At 59.1% G+C, this 24,499-nt stretch carries 22 protein-coding genes; 8 read left to right on the top strand and 14 right to left on the bottom strand.

All coding sequences use genetic code 11. The features are described from left to right. The first annotated feature begins 276 nt into the window (after nt 1–276). A complete protein-coding gene (locus ACTZWY_RS13905; protein ID WP_444791305.1) occupies nt 277–1,392 on the top strand; it encodes a FliG C-terminal domain-containing protein in 1,116 nt (371 codons plus the stop codon). A gap of 215 nt (nt 1,393–1,607) precedes the next feature. Here the strand turns inward: ACTZWY_RS13905 and ACTZWY_RS13910 are convergent, their stop codons facing one another. After that, nucleotides 1,608–3,422: an acetate/propionate family kinase gene (locus ACTZWY_RS13910; RefSeq protein ID WP_444791306.1), complete on the bottom strand. Its 1,815-nt coding sequence runs from the start codon at nt 3,420–3,422 to the stop codon at nt 1,608–1,610. Nucleotides 3,423–3,662: 240 nt separating this feature from the next. On the opposite strand from ACTZWY_RS13910, the gene ACTZWY_RS13915 reads away from it, so the two are divergent. Next, complete coding sequence (locus ACTZWY_RS13915; protein ID WP_444791307.1) at nt 3,663–4,064, top strand: DoxX family protein; 402 nt, start codon at nt 3,663–3,665, stop codon at nt 4,062–4,064. A gap of 50 nt (nt 4,065–4,114) precedes the next feature. Here the strand turns inward: ACTZWY_RS13915 and scpA are convergent, their stop codons facing one another. After that, nucleotides 4,115–6,250 carry a methylmalonyl-CoA mutase gene (scpA, locus tag ACTZWY_RS13920; RefSeq protein WP_444791308.1) on the bottom strand — a complete coding sequence of 712 codons (2,136 nt, stop codon included), beginning with the start codon at nt 6,248–6,250 and terminating at the stop codon, nt 4,115–4,117. 96 nt (nt 6,251–6,346) lie between these two features. On the opposite strand from scpA, the gene ACTZWY_RS13925 reads away from it, so the two are divergent. Further along, nucleotides 6,347–6,856 (top strand): DUF4174 domain-containing protein, encoded by a 510-nt coding sequence (locus ACTZWY_RS13925; RefSeq protein ID WP_444791309.1) that lies wholly within the window; start codon nt 6,347–6,349, stop codon nt 6,854–6,856. A gap of 76 nt (nt 6,857–6,932) precedes the next feature. Here ACTZWY_RS13925 and ACTZWY_RS13930 read toward each other — a convergent pair whose 3' ends face one another. The 7 genes from ACTZWY_RS13930 to ACTZWY_RS13960 form a co-directional block, all read right to left on the bottom strand. Beyond that, entirely contained in the window at nt 6,933–7,319 is a 387-nt protein-coding gene (locus ACTZWY_RS13930; protein WP_444791310.1) for a hypothetical protein, read from the bottom strand. Beyond that, on the bottom strand, nt 7,316–9,313 hold the full coding sequence (locus ACTZWY_RS13935; RefSeq protein ID WP_444791311.1) for an acetyl-CoA carboxylase biotin carboxylase subunit: 1,998 nt from the start codon (nt 9,311–9,313) through the stop codon (nt 7,316–7,318). Before ACTZWY_RS13935 ends, ACTZWY_RS13930 begins: the two co-directional genes overlap by 4 nt. A 67-nt stretch (nt 9,314–9,380) precedes the next feature. Further along, a complete protein-coding gene (locus tag ACTZWY_RS13940; protein ID WP_444791312.1) occupies nt 9,381–9,761 on the bottom strand; it encodes a hypothetical protein in 381 nt (126 codons plus the stop codon). Nucleotides 9,762–9,842: 81 nt separating this feature from the next. Then, entirely contained in the window at nt 9,843–9,974 is a 132-nt protein-coding gene (locus ACTZWY_RS13945; protein WP_444791313.1) for a hypothetical protein, read from the bottom strand. Between the two features lie 240 nt (nt 9,975–10,214). Then, on the bottom strand, nt 10,215–10,355 hold the full coding sequence (locus tag ACTZWY_RS13950) for a hypothetical protein (protein ID WP_444791314.1): 141 nt from the start codon (nt 10,353–10,355) through the stop codon (nt 10,215–10,217). A gap of 183 nt (nt 10,356–10,538) precedes the next feature. After that, nucleotides 10,539–10,973, bottom strand: a complete 435-nt coding sequence (locus tag ACTZWY_RS13955) for a DUF6497 family protein (RefSeq protein ID WP_444791315.1) — start codon at nt 10,971–10,973, stop codon at nt 10,539–10,541. A gap of 12 nt (nt 10,974–10,985) precedes the next feature. Continuing rightward, nucleotides 10,986–12,518: an acyl-CoA carboxylase subunit beta gene (locus ACTZWY_RS13960; RefSeq protein ID WP_444791316.1), complete on the bottom strand. Its 1,533-nt coding sequence runs from the start codon at nt 12,516–12,518 to the stop codon at nt 10,986–10,988. A 220-nt stretch (nt 12,519–12,738) separates the two neighbouring features. Between ACTZWY_RS13960 and ACTZWY_RS13965 the strand changes: the two genes are divergently transcribed. Together ACTZWY_RS13965 and ACTZWY_RS13970 are read left to right on the top strand one after the other, a co-directional pair. After that, entirely contained in the window at nt 12,739–13,962 is a 1,224-nt protein-coding gene (locus ACTZWY_RS13965) for a multidrug effflux MFS transporter (RefSeq protein WP_444791317.1), read from the top strand. Between the two features lie 62 nt (nt 13,963–14,024). Next, entirely contained in the window at nt 14,025–15,425 is a 1,401-nt protein-coding gene (locus tag ACTZWY_RS13970; protein WP_444791318.1) for a helix-turn-helix domain-containing protein, read from the top strand. A 9-nt stretch (nt 15,426–15,434) separates the two neighbouring features. Here the strand turns inward: ACTZWY_RS13970 and ade are convergent, their stop codons facing one another. The 4 genes from ade to carA all read right to left on the bottom strand — a co-directional run bounded on the left by ade (nt 15,435) and on the right by carA (nt 21,059). Continuing rightward, the gene (ade, locus tag ACTZWY_RS13975; protein WP_444791319.1) at nt 15,435–17,123 is read right to left on the bottom strand and encodes an adenine deaminase; all 1,689 of its coding nucleotides are present in this window, start codon (nt 17,121–17,123) and stop codon (nt 15,435–15,437) included. Between the two features lie 80 nt (nt 17,124–17,203). Further along, a complete protein-coding gene (locus ACTZWY_RS13980) occupies nt 17,204–17,806 on the bottom strand; it encodes a gamma-glutamyl kinase (RefSeq protein WP_444791320.1) in 603 nt (200 codons plus the stop codon). Between the two features lie 57 nt (nt 17,807–17,863). Continuing rightward, the gene (locus ACTZWY_RS13985; protein ID WP_444791321.1) at nt 17,864–19,798 is read right to left on the bottom strand and encodes a glycosyltransferase; all 1,935 of its coding nucleotides are present in this window, start codon (nt 19,796–19,798) and stop codon (nt 17,864–17,866) included. A gap of 103 nt (nt 19,799–19,901) precedes the next feature. Further along, nucleotides 19,902–21,059, bottom strand: a complete 1,158-nt coding sequence (gene carA / locus ACTZWY_RS13990; RefSeq protein ID WP_444791322.1) for a glutamine-hydrolyzing carbamoyl-phosphate synthase small subunit — start codon at nt 21,057–21,059, stop codon at nt 19,902–19,904. A gap of 192 nt (nt 21,060–21,251) precedes the next feature. On the opposite strand from carA, the gene ACTZWY_RS13995 reads away from it, so the two are divergent. Both ACTZWY_RS13995 and ACTZWY_RS14000 read left to right on the top strand, forming a co-directional pair. Then, on the top strand, nt 21,252–21,710 hold the full coding sequence (locus ACTZWY_RS13995) for a GatB/YqeY domain-containing protein (protein ID WP_444791323.1): 459 nt from the start codon (nt 21,252–21,254) through the stop codon (nt 21,708–21,710). A gap of 112 nt (nt 21,711–21,822) precedes the next feature. Then, nucleotides 21,823–22,533, top strand: a complete 711-nt coding sequence (locus tag ACTZWY_RS14000) for a dienelactone hydrolase family protein (RefSeq protein WP_444791324.1) — start codon at nt 21,823–21,825, stop codon at nt 22,531–22,533. 9 nt (nt 22,534–22,542) lie between these two features. On the opposite strand, the gene ACTZWY_RS14005 is transcribed toward ACTZWY_RS14000, so the two are convergent. Continuing rightward, nucleotides 22,543–23,196 carry a GntR family transcriptional regulator gene (locus tag ACTZWY_RS14005; RefSeq protein ID WP_444791325.1) on the bottom strand — a complete coding sequence of 218 codons (654 nt, stop codon included), beginning with the start codon at nt 23,194–23,196 and terminating at the stop codon, nt 22,543–22,545. A gap of 268 nt (nt 23,197–23,464) precedes the next feature. Between ACTZWY_RS14005 and ACTZWY_RS14010 the strand changes: the two genes are divergently transcribed. Next, on the top strand, nt 23,465–24,394 hold the full coding sequence (locus tag ACTZWY_RS14010; RefSeq protein ID WP_444791326.1) for a class I fructose-bisphosphate aldolase: 930 nt from the start codon (nt 23,465–23,467) through the stop codon (nt 24,392–24,394). Nucleotides 24,395–24,499: the final 105 nt, after the last annotated feature.

Consider the following 24,499-nt stretch of genomic DNA (forward strand, 5'->3'; position numbering starts at 1 on the left):
TCCTATGAAACAACCGCGTCCAGCTGCATGGCCGGGCAGGTTTGGGACAATGACAGCGCAAGCTGTGTCGACCCCGCAACAAGCTGATCTGGCGTCCTTTTAATGAAAAGCCCCCGCCCCATGTGGCGGGGGCTTTTTCTATGGCAGCGCGTAAAACGATACGCTGCGTCAATGGTTTGTTGACGTTTTTTTGCGAAGCTCGCGGCAGACACAAATCGCAATGGCTGGGGATCACATGTCGTTAGAACAGATCATCTCTGCGCAGGGAAACATCCTATGACCGACGCAGCCATGATGCCTTTCAATGCCGGGATCGGGGGCATGGATATGTCAGGCTTTGACGCTGATGATGGCCTTGTGGCGCCCGCTGAATCGCGCAGTTTTTCGGGCACCGACCACCTTAGCGGACTTCAGAAAGCTGCAATCATTGTGCGCATCCTGATTGCTGAAGGCGTGGATATGCAGCTTTCATCGCTTTCGGCAACAATGCAGGCAAATCTTACCCGCACCATGGGCGAAATGCGGCTGGTTGACCGCACCACCATGAACGCGGTCGTGGCGGAATATGTGGATATGCTGGAACAGGTCGGGCTGTCCTTTCCGGAAGGGCTGGATGGCGCGCTGAGCTTGCTGGACGGGCGGCTTGACGCGACGGCAGCGGAACATCTGCGCAGTCTGGCGCGCGGTGCGAACGGGCGTGACCATTGGGCCGATCTGGAACGCGCGCCCGATTCCGACCTGCTGCCCCTGCTGGAAGCTGAAAGCACTGTAGTGGGTGCTGTCGTGCTGTCGAAACTAAGCATTGACAAAGCTGCGGGCTTGCTTGCGCAGATGCCGCCCGATCTGGCGCAGGCCCTGGCGCTGTCAGTGGGCAAAACCGAAGAAATAGATCCTGACACTGTTGCCAGGATCGGGGCGTCCCTTGCCCAGCAAGTGACGGACAAACCGCTGCGCGCCTTTATCAAACCCTCGACCAAGCGTGTGGGCGAAATACTGAACTCCTCCCCGTCGGCGTTGCGCGACCGGCTTCTGGCAGGATTGGAAAGTGTGGATCAGGGCTTTGCTACTGGTGTGCGCAAATCAATTTTCACCTTTCAGGATATTCCTGCCCGGATCGAAGAACGCGATGTGCCGACACTTATGCGCGAAATCCCGTCAGAGGATATGATGTTCATCATCGCGGCAAATGCCGAAGATGACCAACCAACATTGGAATTTCTGCTCTCGAACATGTCAAAACGTGTGGCCGATACCATGCGCGAAGATGCCATGGCCCTGCCCGTTCCGACGCCCAAACAGAAAGATGAAATTATGGCGCGTGTCATGGCGGCTGTGCGTATCATGATTGATTCGGGAACACTGACCCTTAAATCTACCGAGGAAGAGGATTAGAAACGTCACATACCCAATGTTCAAGATAAACCGCGTCCGGCCAGCGTGACCTGTGCTGGGGGGCATCGTCGGGTCGGTGCAGCTTTGGCGTGAATCTGAATAAACGCTACGCTAGGGCAGGTTGAGCAAAAGTGGGAACCGGTTTTGCGCTTCTCGAACCTGCGAAATCAATAAGTTAGAGTGTGTGGCGTGAATGCGAATGAACGCGACACGCTCTAATTGGCACGCAATGTCGTGTCGGCCCGCACTGTTGCGGCGGCGGAAATTTGCCCCGCGCCTTCCCCCTGAATTCCTGCGGCGTTAGCCTCGTCCGTGTCAATATGCATTTCCGTAAATGCGTTCTCGGATACGCGCACCAGCACACGCGTGAATGTCAGGTCGCGCCCTGTCGCCTCCAGCGTGACATTGACCATATCCCCATCCTGAACGCCCATCTGGCCTGCGTCCTGCGAGGCCATGTGAATATGGCGTGAGGCGATAATCAGCCCGTCACTGTCCAAGCTGCCCGCCGGTCCGGACAGCCGGATTTGGGGGGTTTCGTCCAACTTGCCGCTTTGGCGCACCGGCGCATCAATGCCCAAGGCAAAACTGTCCGTGCGGGACACTTCGATCTGGGTGCGGTCGCGCAACGGACCAAGGATTGCCACATTGTGAATGCTGCCCTTGGGACCATGCAGCGCCACACGTTCAACCGCCGCCCAGTGGCCGTGTTGGCGCAAGGGTTTTCCCGGCGTCAATTCATACCCTGTGCCAAACAGGGCATCCACGGCCTTGCGGCACAAATGCACATGCCGCGCAGATACCGCAACTGGAATGCGCACCCCCTGCCCCTTCGGGCGCGCGACGGCACTGACCACGTCGCGCGCGATCATCAACTGTTCTGCGGTTTCCGTAACCAGCACATTGACCCGCGCGCCATAGGCCTGAATTTGCGGGGCGGCGCGCGCGGTCAGGTCCACATTCATGTTGCGGTCATGGTCCAGCATAAGACCCATGAACCCCAACCCATCACAGATGCGCCTGCGCATGGACGCGGAATTCTCGCCAATGCCCCCTGTAAACACCAGCGCATCCAGCCCGCCCATGGCCGCGGCATAGGCCCCGATATATTTCCGCGCGCGGTAGGCGTAGATATGGATGGCAAGCTGCGCGTCCGCATCCCCCTGTGCGGCGCGTTCCTCGACATCGCGCATATCCGGCGATCCGGTCAATCCTAGCAAGCCGCTATGGCGGTTCAGCGCATCTTCAATCTGCGCGACATCCAGCCCCAGTTCGCGCTGAACATAGCCAAACAGGCCCGGGTCCACATCGCCCGAACGGGTGCCCATGACCAGCCCTTCCATAGGCGTCATGCCCATTGAACTGTCAATGCTGATGCCGCCCGCAATGGCACAGGCGCTTGCCCCATTGCCCAGATGCAAGCTGATCAGCCGCATGTCCCGCAAGCGCTGCCCCAACACTTCGGCGGCGCGATGGGCCACATATTTATGCGACGTGCCGTGAAACCCGTAGCGGCGCAGCCCGCGCGCGCGCCAGTCTTTGGGCACCGCATAAGTGCTGGCGCGCGCAGGGTTGGTCAGGTGAAACGCCGTGTCAAACACGGCCCATTGCGGCAAATCAGGCCAGACCTGCCGCGCGACATGCACCGCCGCAAGGTTGGCGGGGTTATGCAGCGGCGCCAGCGGGGTCAGCGCTTCAATCGCGCCCAGCGTTGTGTCTGTCAGCTGTGTTGCTGTGCTGAAACGGTCCCCGCCATGCGCAATGCGGTGGCCAATTGCATCCAGCGCGCCAATGCCCGCCTGTTCCAACAGGCCGGGAACCGCGCGTGTGGCGTCATCCAGATTGCCATACGGGGCAGCGACAAGGACAGGCTTCGCTGTGCCGTGACGATAGTCACATCCTGTCGGGCTGAACCTGTCGAAACTGCCCTTGAAGATGTGTTTCGCCTGATCCAGCGTTTCATGTGCATTCATGTCAAAAACCCCGAATTTCAGGGATGAACTGCCCGCGTTGAAAACCAGAATGCGCATGCTGTATTCCTTGTTGCTCGGGCCATGGCGGCAAGGCTGCCATGGGAAAGTGTTGCACCGGTTCTTTCCCGAATATCATAGGCTGCCAAGATGGCCTTGCCATGACATGGCGCAAATCTTGGCCGCCCGACAGATGTGCTTGTGTAATTTCGCACAGCGCATGTGGGGTATCAGTGAATTCTGCGCAGTGCGGAACCCGCTATATGGGGGCCAGTAGCACAGTCACATCATAGGGTCACAATGACACATTCCACACTTCTTCTTATCGCGCGCATTCTGTTGGGGGCGCTGTTTCTGGTGTCCGGTTTCGGCAAACTGGGCGATGTTTCGGGTTTCGGGCAATATATGGCCATGGGCGGCATTCCCGCTGCATTGGCATGGCCGGCGGTTTTGTTTGAAATTATCGCTGGCGCCGCGCTGATGCTGGGCGTCATGACACGGGTTACGGCATATGCGCTGGCCGCGTTTTGCGTGGTATCGGGGCTGCTGTATCATTTTGATCTGGGCGATCAGATGCAAATGACACAATTGCTGAAAAACCTGGCGCTTGCAGGCGGTTATCTGGCGCTTTCGGTCACTGGTGCTGGCAGCCTGTCAGTTGATGCGCGTCTGGAAAACCGCGAAGCGGCACCTGCAAGCTGATGCGCCGGAACTGCAGGGCATGGTTCCCCCTGCCCTGCAGTTTTGTTAACTTATGACAACCCGCGCGCGCGGCGCACCAGATCAAGGATTTTCTTCGCGGCATCGGGAATATTGGTTCCGGGGCCAAAAATTGCCTTCACACCCGCGTTATACAGAAAATCATAATCCTGTTGGGGGATGACCCCGCCGCAAATGACAAGAATATCCTCCGCGCCCGCGTCGCGCAGCGCCTTGATCAGTTGCGGGGCCAGTGTTTTATGACCAGCCGCCTGACTTGAAATGCCAATGATATGCACGTCATTGTCGATGGCATCCTGCGCGGCTTCGTCCGGGGTCTGGAACAATGGCCCCACATCCACGTCAAACCCGATATCGGCAAAGGCCGTGGCAATGACTTTCGCGCCACGATCATGGCCATCTTGCCCCATCTTGACGACCAGCATGCGCGGGCGGCGCCCCTCGGCCTCGGCGAACGCTTCCACATCGGCCTGTATGGCGGCGAACCCGTCATCCCCTTCATAGGCCGCGCCATACACCCCCGCGAGGGTTTTTACCTCGGCGCGGTGGCGGCCAAATATCTTTTCCATTGCCATGCTGATTTCCCCCACAGTCGCGCGCGCGCGCGCCGCGTCCACGGCCGCTTCCAGAAGGTTGCCCCCGTCGCTGGCGCGGCGGGTCAGTTCATCCAGCGCCGCATCGCATGCGGCCTGATCGCGGGTGGCGCGTATCTGTTCCAGACGGGCAATCTGGCTGTCGCGCACTTTCACATTGTCGATGTCCAGAATATCAATGGGGTCTTCAACATCCTTGCGGTATTTGTTGACGCCCACGATCACTTCCTCGCCACGATCGATCATGGCCTGCCTGCGCGCGGCGGTTTCCTCGATCCGCAGTTTGGGCATGCCGGACGCCACGGCCTTGGTCATGCCGCCCATTTCCTCGACTTCCTGCATCAGGCCCCACGCGGCTTCGGCCAGATCATGGGTCAGTTTTTCAATGTAATAGCTGCCCGCCAAAGGATCGACCACTTTGGTAACACCGGTTTCTTCTTGCAAAACCAACTGGGTATTGCGCGCAATGCGTGCACTGAATTCGGTAGGCAGGGCAATCGCTTCGTCCAGCGCGTTGGTGTGCAGTGATTGCGTGCCACCCAGAACCGCACTCATGGCTTCATAGGCGGTGCGGATGACATTGTTATACGGGTCTTGTTCCTGCAAGGACACGCCCGATGTCTGGCAATGCGTGCGCAACATACTGGATTTCGGGTCTTTGGGGTTGAATTCTTCCATCACGCGCGACCACAGCAGCCGTGCGGCGCGCAATTTGGCGATTTCCATGAAGAAATTTGTGCCTATGGCAAAGAAGAACGACAACCGCCCTGCGAAATGGTCCACATCCATGCCACGGTGAATAGCTGCGCGCACATATTCGCGCCCATCCGCAAGGGTGAAGCCCAGCTCCTGCACCAGATTGGCGCCTGCTTCCTGCATGTGATAGCCCGAAATCGAAATGCTGTTGAATTTGGGCATTTCCGCGCTGGTATATTCGATGATGTCGGCAATAATGCGCATGCTGGGTTCGGGCGGGTAAACATAGGTGTTGCGCACCATGAATTCCTTCAGAATGTCATTCTGAATTGTGCCTGACAACAGCTTGCGGTCCACACCCTGTTCTTCGCCGGTGACAATGAAATTGGCCAGAATGGGAATAACGGCGCCGTTCATCGTCATGGAAACGCTGACTTTTTCCAAAGGTATCCCGCTGAACAGGATTTTCATATCCTCAACGGAATCAATGGCCACACCAGCCTTGCCGACATCGCCCATCACGCGCGGATGGTCGCTGTCATAGCCGCGATGGGTGGCCAGATCAAAGGCCACGGAAACGCCTTGCTGGCCTGCCGCCAGTGCCTTGCGGTAAAAGGCGTTCGACTCCTCGGCGGTTGAAAAACCGGCATATTGGCGAATTGTCCAGGGGCGGCCGGTATACATGGTGGCCCGCACCCCGCGGGTATAGGGGGCCTCGCCGGGGATGGTGCCCAGATGCGCCAGCCCTTCCAGATCTTCCGCCGTATACAGCGGCTGAACCGGGATGCCTTCCAATGTGTTCCATGTCAGGCTTTCGACGGGGCGGTTTTTCAATTCCTTTCCGGCGATTTCGGCCCAACGGTCCTTTGGCGTGCTCATGGCTGGTCCTTTCTGTCGTCATGCGCGGGGAAAAACGCATGCGCTATGGTGTTTTCCTGACAATTACGACTATATGCAGTGCATGCAGGAGGCATTATGAAACCGATCTTCACGCTTGTTTTTGCGTTGCATTTCCCGCTTGCGGCATTTGCTACGAATGGTCCCGACACGCCCGATACCGGGCAGGACATACCCAGCCTGGCCGCTGACACTGTGGCAGGGAATGACGCAGCGCAAACGCTGCAATTTCTGGACGCCCGCCAGATTGACGCGCGCGATTTCATTTGGGTGAACCGTATGATCGTCGTCATGGCAGACACACCCAACGACCCGCAATTTGAACGCCAGTTGGACGAATTGCGCGAACGGGCCGATGAATTCGTGGCCCGCGATGCGGTGGTGATTTTTGACGCCCATCCGCGCGACCGCAGCCCCTTGCGGCAGGTGCTGCGACCAAGCGGGTTCATGACCGCGATTATTGACAAGGACGGAGAGGTGAAGGCCCGCCGCCCCGCAGTGCGCACAGGGCGCGAATTCATGGCCATTATCGACAGGTTCCCGTCGCGCCGGCAGGAAATGCTGGAACGCTTGCCATCCGGGCGGTGACCCCCCACAGGCCCGTGTTCAGGCGGACAGGCATACGCGCCCACCGCGTTGCACACGGCATATGGGGGCAGCGCCATCATGTATAGTAGCCAATTTTTTCGGCGCGCTGGGACAGAAGCCACCATCCCGGCCCGAAAACACCGACCAGCCACAGCACGACGGCACTGCCGGGGTCCAGCATGCCCAGCCACAACAGCACCGCCACCACCGCGCCCGTCCCATAGACCAGCCCGCCCCCGACAGCGATGAATTCCAACCCAAGGCGAATACGGCTAAGCAACGGGAAAAGCCCGTGAAACACCGCCATACCGCCTAATGGGGGCATCAACAGAAGGAAATAATACCCCTCGCGCACGCCTTCGGAAATGCGCGTCAGGATCAACCATCCCAGCGCAAGTGCCGCGATGAAGGATATGAAATAACACAGAAAAAGACGCAGTGGCGTGCGCTTTTGCAGCATCATTCAAACTCCATTATAATATCATCAACCGCCAGCGATGCGCCCGCCTGAACGCTGATGCGTGACACAGTGCCCTTGCGTTCGGCGCGCAGGATGTTTTCCATTTTCATGGCTTCGACCGTGGCCAGCGCCTGACCTTCGTAAACTTCCTGTCCTTCTTCCACAGCGATGGATACGACCATGCCGGGCATGGGGCATAGCAGCAGCTTGGATGTGTCGGGCGGCAGTTTTTCGGGCATCAGCTCCGCCAGTGCGGCCTGTCGGGGCGAGAAGACATGCACCTTCAGGTCCGCGCCGCGCAAACGTGCGCGAAAGCCGCCGGGAATCTTGTCGATCTTCATAACCAACGGCGTGCCATTCACAGTCAACCGCGCCAGCGGTTGGCCGGGCAACCAGTCAGATGCGATGCGATACGCCTGCCCGTCCAGTGTAACCGTGGCCCCGTCGCGGTCTGCATCAATACTGGCCTGCAGGCGTTCGCCTTGGATAGTGACAACCCAATCGCTGCCCACCACCCGTTCATGGTTATCCATGCGTCCGGAAATGCGCGCGCGGCGAATCTCGGCCACGCGGTTCATGGCGCAGGCACTGGCGGCCACGCGGCGCAGCAGATCAGGCGCAAGGGTGGCCCCCTCGAACCCGTCGGGGTATTCTTCGGCAATAAACGCCGTTGTAATGTCACCGGAAACGAACCGCGGGTGGTCCATCACCGCCGACAGGAACGGCAGGTTATGGCCAATGCCTTCCAGCTCAAACTCATCCAGCGCCAGCCGCATTTCATCAATCGCCTGCCCGCGTGTGGGCGCCCATGTGCAGAGCTTCGCAATCATGGGGTCATAATACATGCTGATTTCCCCCCCTTCAAACACGCCCGTGTCATTACGCACCGCGCGCGACGGCTCAACCAGTTCGGTGGGGGGGCGGTAGCGCGTCAAGCGCCCGATGGACGGCAGGAAATTCCGATACGGGTCTTCGGCATACAGGCGCGATTCAATCGCCCAGCCGTTGATCTTCAGGTCAGATTGCGCAAACGGCAGCTTTTCACCCGCCGCAACACGGATCATCTGTTCCACCAGATCCACGCCTGTAATCAATTCGGTGACCGGGTGTTCCACCTGAAGGCGGGTATTCATTTCAAGGAAATAGAAATTCCTGTCCCCATCGACAATGAATTCCACCGTGCCCGCAGAAGTATAGCCCACCGCCGCCGCCAGCGCGCAGGCCTGTTCGCCCATGGCGCGGCGGGTCGCTTCGTCCAGAAACGGGGATGGCGCTTCTTCAATCACTTTCTGGTTGCGGCGCTGGATTGAACATTCGCGTTCATGCAGATACACAGTGTTCCCGTGGCTGTCGGCCAGAACCTGAATTTCGATATGGCGCGGCTGGGTGACGAATTTTTCAATGAAGATACGGTCATCGCCGAAACTGGACGCCGCTTCATTCTTGGAGGACTGGAACCCCTCGCGCGCCTCGTCATCATTCCAGGCGATGCGCATGCCCTTTCCACCGCCGCCCGCGCTGGCCTTGATCATCACGGGATAGCCGACCTGATTGCTGATTTTCACAGCATCCTCGGCATCGCTGATCAGGCCCATATAGCCGGGAACTGTGCTGACGCCCGCTTCCTGCGCCAGTTTTTTGGACGTGATCTTGTCGCCCATCGCTTCAATCGCGTTTGCAGGTGGGCCAATGAAGGCAACGCCTTCTGCAGCCAGCGCTTCCGCGAATTTCATGTTTTCTGACAAGAAGCCATAGCCCGGATGCACCGCTTCCGCGCCGCTTTGGCGGATGGCGTCCATGATCTTGTCAATCACGATATAGGACTGGTTCGCAGGGGCCGGGCCAATATGGATGGCTTCATCGGCCATGCGCACATGCAGCGCATTGCGGTCCGCATCGGAATACACGGCCACTGTCGCAATACCCATCTTGCGGGCAGTCTTGATGACGCGGCAGGCAATTTCACCACGATTGGCAATCAGGATCTTGCGGAACATGCGGACTCCTTGAAAACAAGCGCCTTGGCGGCGCGGATCAGGTAAATGAAAGCGTGGCGCTGCGGCATCACTCTTCCCATGTGTCGAAGGCGAATTCGGACGACCCGTCGAATAATTGCGGGAAACTGGCCTGTGCTGCGCGCATGTCGACACGCAGCAGCGCGTCATAGCTGGCAGGATCAAAATCGGCATCTGCCGCGACCACTTCGCGCCCGAACAGCCAGGAAAGGCGCCCTGCGTCCAGATTGCCGCGTTCAAAAGGGTCTTCGCCAAAATGCGCGATCAATGCGCCAAGAAACGCCTCATCCGCGCGCCGGTCGGCTGCGCGCCGGTCCGCGAAACGCTTGCGCGCGATCAGCGGTGTCACCCCTTTGGGGTTGCCGCGTCTGATGGTGAATTGAAAATCAGTGCTGGGCAAACGCCCAGGAAAGCCGCGATGCTTTAGCATGGCTGTCCTCCAAAAAGGTGACGACCCGCGCCAAAGCATGGGGCACGGGCAGGCGCGGGCAGCGCCTGCCCGGCTGGTAGGTTAGCGGCCCTTGGGCGAAACGGGTTCAACCATGATCGGCGCGGGAACCGGTTCTGGTGCGGCATGGTGCTTTGCACAGGCCCCCAATGCAAGGGTTGCGCCGAAAACTGCGAGAAGGGTGAACTTGGACATGCGTATCTCCTGTTGTCACTGTTCGTGAAGATATGCGCAGGGGTTGTGACCCCAACCATACCGGCAACGCAAGACAACGCCTTGCGCTTGCACCAAATACTAGCGCATGCGCAGGAACTTGACCACAGGTTTTCTGGCAGGCGATGCAGGCGGAAAACGGATATTTCCAGCCTGCGCCCTGACATTCTGGCCCGCACCGGGCCAGCGGGAACAGGGTTGCGCCCCTGTTCCCGGCAAGGCTTAGTATTTGGACTTGCTCGAAACCGGCTCAACATAGATGGGGGCTGCGATCGGCTCCATCGGGGCGGGGCGCTTGTGCTTTTCACATGCACCCAGCACGAGAACGGCCGACACTGCGGCAAGAAGGGCGACTTTGGACATGAATTTCTCCTGCTCATGAAACCCGGTTGCGTTATTTTGTTTTTTCGCACCGGCGGGGTTGTGGTCGCATGCCACCAGACATGCCCGTGCATAATATCCCGCCTGCGGAATCCTGACCACTGAAATTCAACGCCGTTGTGGCGCTGTGGCGGTTGTGCACCATACCCGTAAAATGTGCAGGTTTCAGTCATGATAGAGATCATCTTCCAACTCGCATCCATCCATTCCGAACTGGAACCCTTCGAAAAACTGCACCACATCCGCATCGCGCGTTCCAAATGGCAGGTCACGCTCCAGCATGGTAATCACCGCCCCGTTCCAACCCTGATCTTGCGGGAATTCACCCAGATCGGCCAATTTGCGCAACTGGGTGCTGCACAGCCATAGCATGTCGTCAAAAACGCGCAGCGCATCCCCGGCATACAGGCTTGGCGGTTCGGCCAGTTTGGGCACAATATAGCGCAGGCGAATCACTGCCAGATCCTCGTCCCAAATCTCATCCAGCGGATAGGCCACCTCGCCCGAGGGCATGACAAGCGGGTTGTCACCCTGCGCACTGGCGTATTGCGCAAGCGCGCCCCCCAAGGCTGTGCACAAAGCGATTATGCGTGCCCCCACCTGCCCTGCCCCCTATAGTGGAATATTATCGTGTTTTTTCCACGGGTTCTTGACTTTCTTGTTGCGCAGGGCGGCAAATGCGCGGGCCACGCGCTTGCGCGTTGAATGGGGCATGATCACTTCGTCGATGAACCCTTTTTCAGCAGCAACAAACGGGTTGGCAAAGCGCGTTTCATAATCCTTGGTGCGTTCGGCAATTTTGTCGGCATTGCCCAATTCGGACCGATACAGGATTTCCACTGCCCCTTTTGCCCCCATCACGGCAATTTCCGCCGTGGGCCAGGCATAATTGAAATCCCCCCGCAGGTGCTTGGACGACATCACATCATAGGCCCCGCCATAGGCCTTGCGGGTAATCACGGTCACCTTCGGCACTGTGGCTTCGCCATAGGCGAACAGCAATTTCGCCCCGTGTTTGATGATACCGCCATATTCCTGCCCGGTGCCGGGCAGAAAACCGGGCACATCCACGAAGGTCAGAATGGGAATTTCAAACGCATCGCAAAACCGCACGAAGCGCGCGGCCTTGCGGCTGGAATCAATATCCAGACAGCCGGCCAGAACCATGGGCTGGTTGGCCACCACGCCCACGCTGCGCCCTTCAAGGCGAATGAACCCGGTCAGGATGTTTTTTGCGAAATCCGCCTGAATTTCGAAGAAATCCCCTTCATCGGCAACTTTGCGGATCAATTCCTTCATGTCATAGGGCGTGTTGGCATTGTCGGGAATCAGCGTGTCCAGACTGTGTTCCAGACGTGCGGGGTCGTCAAAGAACGGGCGCACGGGTGGTTTTTCAAGGTTGTTCTTGGGCAGAAAATCCACAAGGCGGCGCACTTCGATCAATGCTTCCACGTCATTTTCAAACGCACCATCCGCCACGGATGACTTGCGCGTATGCGTGCTGGCCCCGCCCAGTTCTTCGGCTGTGACAATTTCATTGGTCACTGTCTTGACGACATCAGGACCCGTTACGAACATATAACTGGTGTCTTTCACCATGAAGATGAAATCAGTCATCGCGGGGCTGTAGACCGCGCCGCCCGCACATGGCCCCATGATGACGCTGATCTGTGGCACCACGCCTGACGCCATGATATTGCGCTGGAACACTTCACCGTAAGCGGCAAGGCTGGCCACACCTTCTTGAATGCGCGCGCCACCGGAATCATTCAGGCCAATGACAGGCGCGCCGTTCTGGATGGCCATATCCATGATTTTGCAGATTTTTTGCGCGTGGGTTTCACTGACCGACCCGCCCATGACCGTAAAATCCTGACTGAACACATAGACCTGACGCCCGTTTATCGTGCCCCAGCCGGTAACAACCCCGTCCCCGGCTGGGCGGTCATCCTGCATGCCGAAATCAACGCAGCGATGGGCCACGAACATGTCGAATTCTTCAAAACTGCCCTCGTCCAGCAGCAATTCAAGGCGTTCGCGCGCTGTCAGCTTGCCTTTTGCATGCTGGGCGTCAATGCGGCGCTGCCCCCCGCCCAGCCGCGCCACGTCACGATTGCTTTCAAGCTGTTGAAGAATATCTTTCATGCGGTCCCCCTTTTGCGCGGCACACACCGAATGCTGGCGCTGGGATGAACAATAATCTTTCGTTCCGGGCATGAAAAGCGAAATTAAGATAATTTGCAAACATCTCTGCAGGGCAGTTGGCTAATTTGCAAACCCTTGAGGGGCGCGCAATGCACATTGCGCCTTCTTTTCACATGTGTAACAATTGTCTAAGATGTATATGTCGAAGGCCGATCACACTGTGACCCCACCCCTTGTCCCGCCGCAAACCGTTTTTCTGAACCGAAACACCCCGCCCCATGTCGCAACACTGGTCGCGCAAGCGTCAATCGCGGCCCTGTCGATGAATGTGTTTCTGCCGTCCCTGCCGTCGATGGTGATCTATTTCGACACCACCTATAGCGTGATGCAACTTTCGGTTTCGCTGTATCTGGCGGTTAATGCGGTGCTTCAGGTATTTATCGGCACCATTTCCGACAGATACGGGCGCAGACCGGTTTTGCTGGCATCGCTGGTGGTGTTCATTGTGGCCACATTGGGCACATTGCTTGCCCCCGATACCACGACATTTCTTGTATTTCGCATGATGCAGGCGTTGGTTGTGTCCGCAATGGTGTTAAGCCGCGCGTCCATTCGGGATGTGCTGGATGAAAATGCGGCCGCGTCGCGCATTGGGTATGTCACCATGGGCATGGCGCTGGTTCCCATGATCGCGCCCGCGATTGGCGGTTTTCTGGACGAGGCGTTTGGATGGCGCGGCAGTTTCGTGTTGATGCTGGTGGCCGGTATGGGCGTTCTGGCGCTAAGCTGGGCGGATATGGGCGAAACGAAGCACAATCGCAGCGGGTCCTTGCGCCAGCAATTCGCCACCATGCCGGAATTGATTCGCGCGCGGCGCTTCTGGGGCTATTGTGCATCGGCGACATTGGCGTCGGGGGCGTTTTTCGCCTATCTGGGTGGCGCGCCTTTTGTGGGCTCGCAGGTGTTCGACCTGTCGCCATCGCATCTGGGCATGTATTTCGGGGCACCGGCCCTGGGATATGCTTTTGGCAATTTCCTGTCAGGACGATACGCGGCCCGCTTCGGGATCAACATGATGATACTTGTGGGCAGTTTCATCGGGTTTGCGGGAATGATCTTGCTTGCGGTGTTGTATTTGGCGGGCGTTTTGTCGGCGCAGGTGTTTTTCGGGTGTTTCATCATGATCGGGCTGGGAAACGGCATGCTGCTTCCATCGGCCACATCGGGCATGATGTCGGTGCGCCCGCATCTGGCGGGAACGGCCAGCGGCATGGGCGGCGCAATCATGATTGGTGGCGGCGCGGCATTGTCGGCGCTGGCGGGGGCCTTGCTGACACCGGGCAGTGGGGCTGGCCCGTTGATATGGGTCATGCTTGCCACCACGGGAATGACAATTGTGCCGGTTTTGTATGTCATGCACCGGGCACGCCAGATCAACGCTTGACCCGCGCGCCGCAAGTTTGCAAAGTTCTGTTGCGAACTTAGCAAAGGCACCGGGGGGACCGCATGCCACCACAAAAGCTGTATGCTGGCGCAAAGCTGCGCGAAACACGGCTGCAACTTCGGTTGACGCAAAAGGATTTCGCCGCGAAGCTGGGCGTGTCCCTGCCCTATCTGAACCAGATGGAAAACAACAACCGCCCCTTGTCCACGGCTGTTGTGCTGGCATTGGCGCGCGAATTCGGCATGGATGTGACCGAACTTTCGGCGGGCGACAGCGAAAGGCTGGTTTCCGACCTGCGCGAGGCCTTGGCCGACCCGCTTTTCGCCAGCGCCAACCCTGCCTTGCCGGATTTGCGGCTGGTGGGGGCCAACGCCCCCGGTTTTGCCCGCGCGTTCCTGGATTTGCACCGCGCCTACCGGCAGGCACAGGAACAACTGGCATCCCTTGACGAAGCCTTGGGGCGCGACGACACCACGCTGCGTCTGTCCCCCTGGGAAGAGGTGCGCGATTTCTTCCATTATTGCGACAATTACATCGATGCGGTTGACCGCGCCGCCGAACATTTCGCCGCCCGCGCCAAACCCGGCGTTGATTTCATGACACATGCCAGCCAAGTGTTGACGGACCGCAAGATCACGCTGCGCCTTGTAGCCGGGGATGATCTGCGCCGCTTTGATGTAGCGCGCGGGGTGCTGGAACTGTCGTCCAAAGTGTCGCGCGCGACCCAAGCCTTTCAACTGGCCCATCAACTGGCGCTGCTGACACAAAATGATCTGCTGGAGGCGACGCTGGACCTTGCGCGGTTTCAATCCCCCGAGGCCCGATCGATTGCCAAGATCGGGTTGGCCAATTATTTCGCAGGGGCCGCGCTGATGCCCTATAAGCGTTTTCTGGCCGCCGCGCAGACCACCCGCCACGACCTTGAAACCCTGGCCGAGGAATTCGGCGCCTCGATTGAACAAGTGGCCCACCGGCTGTCAACCTTGCAGCGCCCCGGCGCCAAGGGGGTGCCATTCTTCTTTGTGCGCGTGGATCAGGCGGGCACCATTACCAAACGGCATTCCGCCACGCGGCTGCAATTTGCGCGTTTTGGCGGTGCATGTCCCCTGTCGAATGTGCACCGCGCCTTTGAAACGCCGGGGCGGTTCTTGCGCCAACTGGCCGAAACACCCGACGGGATGCGCTATTTCTGCCTTGCCCTGGCCGTCACCAAGGGCGGGGGTGCATTTCATGCCCCGGTGCGGCGGTTCGCCATCGGGCTGGGGTGCGAAATAGACCATGCCAGTTCACTGGTCTATGCCGATGGCATGGATCTGGGCCGCGAAGGCGGGTTCGACCCGATCGGCATTTCCTGCCGGATCTGCGAACGTGACAATTGCCACCAGCGTTCCGTGCCGCCGCTGGAACGCCATTTGCGCATTGATCCCGACCACCGGCGGCTGTTGCCCTATAGCATTGAATAGGCGCGCAGGTCAGATCACTTCGAAACGGTCCACATCGACCATGCCGAAATCAGTGATTTTCAAATGCGGGATGACCGGCAACGCGATGAAGGCAAGCTGCAAGAACGGTTCTTCCAATGTCACCCCAAGGGTTTTTGCGGCTGCGCGCAAGGTTACAAGGCGGGCGTGGACCTGCTCGTAACTGTCCAGTGACATCAGCCCCGCCACAGGCAGGGGCAGTTCCGCGACAACCTGTCCATGGCGCACCACGACAAAGCCCCCCTCAATGGCAGACAGCCGGTTCACGGCCAGCGCCAGATCATCATAATCCACCCCGACCGCGACAATATTGTGGTGATCATGCGCGACTGTTGCCGCGATTGCGCCGGTTTGCATGCCAAACCCGCGCACGAACCCCGTAGCGATATTGCCGTTCTTGCCGTGGCGTTCCACCACCGCAACGCGGGCCAGGTCGCGGGCGGGATCGGGGCGTTTGTCACCATCCTGGGGCAAGATATCCTTGCGCAGGTGGCGGGTTATGATCTTGCCCTCGATAACGCCAATGACGGGCGTGTCTGCGGTGTTGCCCGCATGGCGGAAATCGCGTGCCGTGACCTGTGGCGCGTGCACGGAATTGCGCGCAACCGGCGCAATCAGGTCGCGCGCGGCAAAGGCCGCGTCATCGACCACCTTGCCCCCGCACAGAACCAGATTGGCGCGGCATTGCGCCAGATCAGGCAGCGCGACAATATCGGCACGCTTGCCGGGGGCTATCTGGCCGCGATCCTTAAGCCCGAATGCCTCGGCTGCCGAAAGCGACGCAGCGCGATAGACTGAAAGTATGTCGCACCCCATCGCAATCAGGCTACGGATCATGTGGTCCAGATGGCCGTGTTCGGCAATGTCCAGCGGGTTGCGGTCATCTGTGCACAGGCACATATAAGGCGCAGTTATGGGCGTCAGCAGCGGCGCAAGCGCCACCATGTCCTTGCTGACGGACCCTTCCCGGACAAGGCAGCGCAGGCCCTTTTGCAGCTTTTCGCGCGCTTCATCGGCAGTGGTGGATTCATGTTCCGTGCGAATGCCCGCACTGACATAGGCGTTCAGGTCGCGCCCTGACAAAAGCGGTGCATGCCCGTCAATATGGCGGCCCGCGAAGGCATGCAGCTTGGCCATGCAGCCCGGATCGCGGTAAATGACACCGGGGAAATTCATGAATTCCGCCAGCCCGATGACACTGGGATGATCGGCCAGCGCCAGCAAATCCTGCGCATCCAGTGCCGCACCTGCAGTTTCCATATGTGTGGACGGCACGCAGGACGACAGGTTCACGCGGATATCCATCACTGTGCGGGTGGCGGCGTCCTGAAAGTAACGAATGCCCGCACTGCCCGCGACATTGGCAATTTCATGGGGGTCGCAAATGGCCGTTGTCACCCCGCGCGGGGCCACGCAGCGGTCAAATTCGAACGGGGTGACCAGCGACGATTCAATATGCAAATGCGTGTCAATAAACCCCGGCACCAGAATATGCCCACTTAGGTCAATGACCTGCGCACCGTCATAGTCGGCCCCGATGCCCACAATCGTGTCGCCGCAAATGGCAACATCGCCCTGAATATAGCTGCCCGTCACCATGCACAGCACCTGTGCCCCGCGCAAAACCAGATCGGCAGGGATTTCGCCGCGTGCTTGTTGGATGCGGGTTTCAAGTGTCATGTCCTTGGGTCCTTCATGGTCGGGGGCATATGCGCAGGCTGCACTGAAAACACCCGCGCGACAAGCCAGCCGGGCGGAATTTATGCAGTGCTGCGCGCACCATCATACAGCGCGTAATCGCGCGCACATCCATGTCGCAAGTGCTCGCGCAGCTCCGCAGACAAACTGGTGTCCATCCTTGGCGAAACATTCTTTTGCGGCAAATCCAGTTTGCACCCAAGCCGGTCTTCCAGCCATGCCTGAAACTGCGCCATGGCGTCATAGCGAAACAGTGTTTGCACCTGATCATCCTGCATCGGATGGGTCAGGAATGCGGCCTGCGACCCGACAGCGGCAAAGGCGGGCTTGGGGTCCAGCAGGTAGCCTGCGACAAACTCATCAAATGTCTTGCCGCGGGTGCTGCGCGGGGTGCCCTTCAGCCAGTCGCCATGGCGGAACCTGAACCAGCTGCTTAGCCAGTCTTCGGGTTCGCGGATCAGGGCCACTGTTTCAGGTGGTGTCTTGTTGAAAATCATGACGAATTTTTCAAACCGCCATTTATAGCGATGATAAGTGCAATGCTTGATGCGCGGGTCGCCCTGCAACACAATATCCGCCATGGGTGCAAGGGCTGTTTCCAACGAGGTGCTGGCCGTTTTCGGCGTTGCCAGCAAGACCAGATTTTGCTTTTCAAAATATAACATTGGGGGCCAATCTTCATGCAATACATTCAACCCGGTCGCGCCAAGGTCCGCCAAATTTCAGCTTTGGCCATGAACGGCAACCGCGTCAAGGGCTGCGCCATGCGTGCCATGGGGCGTCTTGTCCCAGTAAAACGGCGCCGAGACAAGTTCCCACAACGCCTTGTAGACAGCAAGCACCGCCAAGGGAAAATACCCGTGCAGCATTGGCAACCACACCCGCAAATGCCGGTGATGGCGCGCGCGCGTGGCGACAAGTCCAACGGATATATTCACGGCCTCTGACATCAGGAACAGGCCGACGAACGCGACAAGCGCGCCGCGCGGGAAGGACTCCATAAACGGGTGCGACAATCCGGCCAGAACCAGCCAGAATGACCACAGCACAGGTGCCAGCATGAATTGCACCAATGTTCCCAGAAAAAGCACCTGCACGCCCCAGAACCGCCACGCCCCAAGCTGCGCCCACAATGCGCGCGGGTCGCGCATATGCACCAGCCACGTGATGGCATAGCCCTTCAACCACCGCGAACGCTGCTTGACCCAGGCCAGCGGGCGGCAATTGGCTTCTTCATAGGTGACAGTGTCCAGAAGCTGCGTGTAAAATCCGTGGCGCGCCAGCCTGATGCCCAGATCCGCGTCTTCGGTCACGTTATGCGCGTCCCATCCCCCCAGCCGTTCCAGAATGTCGCGCCGGAAAAACAAGGTTGTCCCCCCCAGTGGCACAGCAAGGCCAAGACGCTGCAACCCCGGCAGGATAACCCGGAACCAGCTGGCGTATTCGATGGTAAAGCACCGCGCCAGCCAGTTGCTGCGCGGATTGTAGAAATCAAGCACGCCTTGCACGCAGGCCAGATTTGCAGGCCCGTTCTGAAAGCAGGTCACAACGCGGTGAATCTGGTCGGGTTCGGGCGCATCCTCGGCGTCATAGACGCCTATCAAAGTGCCGCGCGCAAACAGCATGGCATAATTCAGCGCGCGCGGCTTGGTTTTCAGCGGCGCATCCGGCACCGGAACAACGCGCATCCAGCGCGGCAGGTCAGCGCCCTGCAACGCGTGGCGCGTGGCGTGGTCGTTTTCTTCGACAATCAACAGCACGTCCAGCAAGTTGCGCGGCCATGTCAGCCGGGCCAAACGTGTCAGCAGGCGCGGCACTGTTTCGGGTTCTTTATACAGCGGCACAAGGATGGACACCACCGGCTTGCGGCGCTGCACCAAATCCACGACCGCGCCTGCCGGTGCAGGGACGCGGCGGTGCGGGCGCGACACTGCGGCGATGGCTGCCGCCAGTTTCAGGCTGGCAGACAAGGCCAGAAATACGCTGGCAATCAGCGTCAGGGCCATGAACACGGCCTGCGGCACGGAAAACGCCAGCGCCAGAAGCACCCCAAGCCCGCCACCCAGCCATAGGCGCACCCGCCGCAAGGGCATGCTCCGGCAGCTTTCCTGCTGTGTGACGCAGCTTTCGGCCCAAAGTGTCAGCCGGGTGCGCCGCAGCCGCAAAACCGTGTCATGCAGGAAGTTTTCCGAGATCAGCGCCGGAACAACAGGGCCAAGCGCGGCTTCCAATTCCGCGCGGCACTGTTCGAACTGGTCGGGGCGCGGAGTGGCCACCACAGTCACTGCGCCCGCATGGCACCACGGTATGCAGCGCAGCGCGATACAACGTTCAGGACGCAAAATATCGGTCAATGTTGGGTCGGGGTCACGGCTGGCGGCATCAAGAATGGGCGTATCGAACTGGACCGACAGCGCGCGCATCAGCGTGTCTTCGGTGATCTGCCCTTGGGCAACCAGCAAATCCCCCAGATTGGTGGCCTGCTGCGCCTGCATATGCAAGGCGTATACCAGCCCTTCGTCGCTGATGGCCCCCATATCGCGCAAAATCGCGCCCAGCCTGTCGCGCGTCTGGCTGTTGTCGCGCACAACACTAAGCCGGACGGGTGGCAGACCATCTAACGAAAAGGATGAAACCGGCCTGATATTGAGCATCATTGTTCCACTTTGGTTAACGCAAAGGGGAACACCATTTTGATTAACAACTGATTAAATAATCAGAGCATATGGCAACTTCATTTGGCGCGCGCGCCACTTGCCCTTAGCTGGCCTTGCGGTCCGCCATATGCTGCGCAAAGCGTTCAAACAGGTAGAAACTGTCCTGCGGTCCGGGGCTGGCCTCGGGGTGGTGCTGGACGGAAAACACCGGCTTGTCTTTCATGCGGATGCCGCAATTGGACCCGTCAAACAAGGATGTGTGCGTCTCAATCACCGCATCGGGCAGGGTCTGGCTGTCCACAGCGAACCCGTGGTTCATGGACGTAATCTCAACCTTGCCGGTCTCATGATCCTTGACGGGGTGATTGGCGCCGTGATGGCCGTGGTTCATTTTGACCGTTTGCGCCCCCAGCGCCAGCGCAAGCATCTGGTGGCCAAGGCAAATGCCGAAAACCGGAATATCGGCCTTCAGAACATCGCGGATCATGGGCACAGCATAGGCGCCCGTCGCGGCAGGGTCCCCCGGACCATTGGACAGGAAAACCCCATCAGGGTTCAGCGCCAGCACCTGTTCGGCAGTGGCGGTGGCCGGCAGAACCGTGACATCACACCCCGCACTGGCAAGGCAGCGCAGGATATTGCGTTTTGCCCCGTAATCGATGGCCACCACCTTATGAACTGGCGCGGTCTGGCGCATATGACCCTCAGGCCAGGCCCACCGCATTTCGTCCCAGCGATAGCTTTGTGCACATGTCACATCGCGCGCCAGATCCAGCCCGACCAGCCCTTTCCACGCGCGCGCAGTTGCCACCATGTGTTCGATGTCGAAATTGCCATCCGGGTCATGGGCCAGGGCCACATGCGGGGCACCCTGCTGACGGATGGCGCGCGTCAGGCGGCGCGTGTCCACACCCCCAATGCAAATGCGCCCGCGTTTGGTCAGCCACTCCACCAGCCCTTCGGTCGCGCGCCAGTTGCTGGGCTGGGTGGGGTCCCATTTCACCACCATGCCCGCCGCCACCGGATCGGCGGTTTCGTCATCATCAGGGTTCACACCCACATTGCCGATATGGGGAAATGTGAAGGTGACCACCTGCCCCGCATAGGATGGGTCTGTCATGATTTCCTGATAGCCGGTCATGGCGGTGTTGAAGCACAGCTCGGCCACGGTGTGCCCCGTTGCGCCGAAACCGCGCCCATAAAAAACTGTCCCATCAGCCAGAACAAGGCATGCTGTGGGTTTGAGTGTCTGCGCACACATCTTGTCGCTCCGTCATGTTCGGATTTCGGCGGAACCTAAGCCCATGAGCAAGGAGAATCAAGCGAATCCCGCCAAACTTGCAAAAGAAGCGTAGGCAATTGTTTTATATGGTGTTTTTGAACCTTGCAGGACAGTGCGCCCTTCGTTAGGTTTTGCGCCTAGGTAGACAAACCATAAAACAGGACTGGCCGAATGTCCCTGCGCGACAGAATATCAAGCGAACTGAAGACCGCGATGAAGGCCAAGGACAGCGAAAAGCTGGCAACCTTGCGCCTGATCAATGCCGCCATCAAGGACCGCGAAATCGCCGCGCGCAGTGACGGAACCGGTGGTGCATTAAGCGATGGTGATCTGGTCGCGGTGCTGACACGCATGGTCAAGCAACGCCGCGATTCGGCGCGCGCCTATGAAGAAGCGGCGCGTCTGGACCTTGCTGAAAAGGAACTCGCTGAAATTGGCGTGATCGAAACCTTCTTGCCGCGCCAGTTGAATGACGATGAAATCGCCCGTGCGATTGATGCCGCAATTGCCGAAACTGGTGCCGCGTCCGTGCGCGACATTGGCAAGGTCATGGGCCTGTTGAAAGCACGCCATGCCGGTGAAATGGATTTCGGCAAGGCGGGTGCCGTGCTCAAGTCGCGGTTGGCCTGACGGCGGCAGCACTTGAAATCCCCCACTCCGCCCTAGTTTCTGCCTTGGAGCATTACATCACAGGGTGGAAATTATGTCACGGATCAAAGCGTTCATGCTTGCAGGGGCAAGCATGGCATTAGTTTTATCTGCGCAAACAGGCTTTGCCGACCCGCTGACCTACAGCGTCGACGGGGTCGAATTTCAAGGATATGTCGCGCGCCCCGATGGGGATGCACGCGGCACGGTGCTGATTGTCCATGACTGGGACGGCGTGAATGACCATGAAATCGCGCGCGCCGATGCGCTGGCACAAGCGGGCTTTGTGGGCGTTGCCGTGGACCTGTTCGGGCGCGACGCGGTTCTGGACGGGTTTGAGGATTACCGCCGCGAAACGGGCGCCCTTTATGCCGACCGTGCCACGTTCCGCGCGCGCATCTCAGCCGCTGCGCAGGCGGCTGCGCAGCTGGACGGCGTGCCCGCACAGATGGTGATTACCGGCTATTGCTTCGGCGGCGCCGCTGCATTGGAAGCGGCCCGCGCAGGCATGGAGATGGCAGGCTTTGTCAGCTTTCATGGCGGGCTGGACACCCCCGACGGGCAGGATTACAGCGCCACCACCGGCCCGGTTCTGGTGCTGCACGGATCGGCCGACCCGGTTTCGGGCATGGATGATCTGGCGCGCCTGATGGATGAATTGCAGGCCGCCGATGTGCCCCATGAAGCGCAGGTATTTGGCGGCGCGCGCCATTCTTTTACGGTTCAGGAATCAAATGACTGGGACGCCGCGGCCAATGACAAGGCCCATGCCGCGCTGTCGCGGTTTCTGGATCAGATATTCTGACCCCCGCCGCTACAGCGAATAGCGGTCCGCACTATTGGCATCCTGACGCAACCGCGTCAGGAACGCCGTCGAAATATGGGTTTTTAACGCCTCATACGCGCCCTGCCCGTCCTGGGCGGCAATCGCTTCGACAATGGCGGAATGCTCGTCAATGGTCTGGGTGCCGCGTCCTTCAAAACTCAGCGATGTTGTGGCCAGCAGCGCCATGGAACGGTGCACCAGATCCAGTTGCTGCACCAGATAACGGTTATGCGATGCAAGGTGGATCTGCTTGTGAAACCGCCGGTTGGCACGGCTTAGCGCTTTGGGGTCATTGATCAGCTTTCGGTCTTCATCAACCATGGTCCGCAACAGGCGCACTTCTTCATCGGTGGCATGGCGCGCCGCCAGACGGGCGGCAAATCCTTCCAGTTCGGCGCGCACAGCATAAAGTTCGGCCAATTGGTTATGATCCAGCGATGCAACAATCAACGACCGCCCGTCGCGCGTCAGCAGCGACTGCGTTTCAAGGCGCTGCAATGCTTCGCGGATCGGGGTGCGTGACACGCCAAAACGCTCCGCCAGTTCAGATTCCACCAATCTGTCGCCGGGTTTGTAGACGCCAAGATCAATCGCTTCCAGGATCAGTGTATAGGCATCTTTTGGCGGCTTGAAGTCAGGCATAACATCACTCTTTTGCATGGCGGGCGCAACAAGACCCCGCTTTTGGCGAAATGACAAGCCGGAATATCCCGCGCCACCCCTCCGACCGGCCTGCGCTCTGGCCCACTTTTCGACCCTCCCCCCCGCCAGCAGTTATGTTTTCGCACGCAAGAACATGATCCTTGTGTCTGATTGCGCTAACATTCCTGTCGGCCGCATGTTCATCATTGTTTCGTCACAATCCAGCGATTAACCCTGCCTGAAACAACCATCCGGACAGGAGCAGCCCATGCGTGCAACCCGCATCGTTCAAAAAATTCTCAGCAATTACGAAGGGGAAACCCCGGGCGTAAAGGCCAACCTGTGCCGCATGCTGATGCAGGGCAAACTGGGCGGCACCGGCAAAATGATCATCCTGCCCGTCGATCAGGGGTTCGAACATGGCCCCGCACGCACCTTCGCGCCCAACCCCGCCGCCTATGACCCGCATTACCATTATCAACTGGCCATCGATGCGGGCCTGAACGCCTATGCCGCCCCCCTGGGCATGATCGAAGCGGGCGCTGACACATTCGCAGGCCAGATCCCGACAATCCTGAAGGTCAACAGCGCCAATTCGCTGATGTCTGACACGGCAGGCAAAAATCAGGCCATCACCGGCAGCGTCGATGACGCGCTGCGCCTTGGCTGCGCGGCAATCGGGTTCACCATCTACCCCGGCTCGGATTGCGCCCTGGGCATGTTCGAGGAAATCTCCGCCATGCGCGAAGAAGCCGCCGCCAAGGGGGTGGCAACCGTCATCTGGTCCTATCCACGTGGCGAAGCCATCACCAAAGACGGCGAAACCGCCATTGATGTGGCCGCCTATGCGGCGCAAATCGCGGCCTTGCTGGGCGCGCATGTCATCAAGATCAAGCTGTCCACAGATCATCTGATGCTGCCCGAAGCCAAGAAAGTCTATGAAGACCAGAAAATCGACATCGCAACGCAAGCCGCGCGTGTCAAACACTGCATGCAAGCCAGTTTCAACGGCCGGCGCATCGTGGTGTTTTCAGGCGGCGCGAAAAAGGGCGAGGATTCGGTCTATGATGACGCCCGCGCCATCCGCGACGGGGGCGGCAACGGCTCCATCATCGGGCGCAACAGCTTCCAGCGCTCGCGCGAAGATGCGCTTGCCATGCTTGGCAAACTGGTCGAAATCTACAAGGGCAAGGCATAATCCGACCGCTTGCCCAGCCGGGACCACACCAGGGTTTCATCTTGCCAAAAATACTCAAAAATACCCCAGAAATGACGTCAGAAAAGGGGGCATATGCCCCCTCAG

Source organism: Roseinatronobacter sp. NSM (genome assembly GCF_052379845.1).
Lineage (GTDB): Bacteria > Pseudomonadota > Alphaproteobacteria > Rhodobacterales > Rhodobacteraceae > Roseinatronobacter.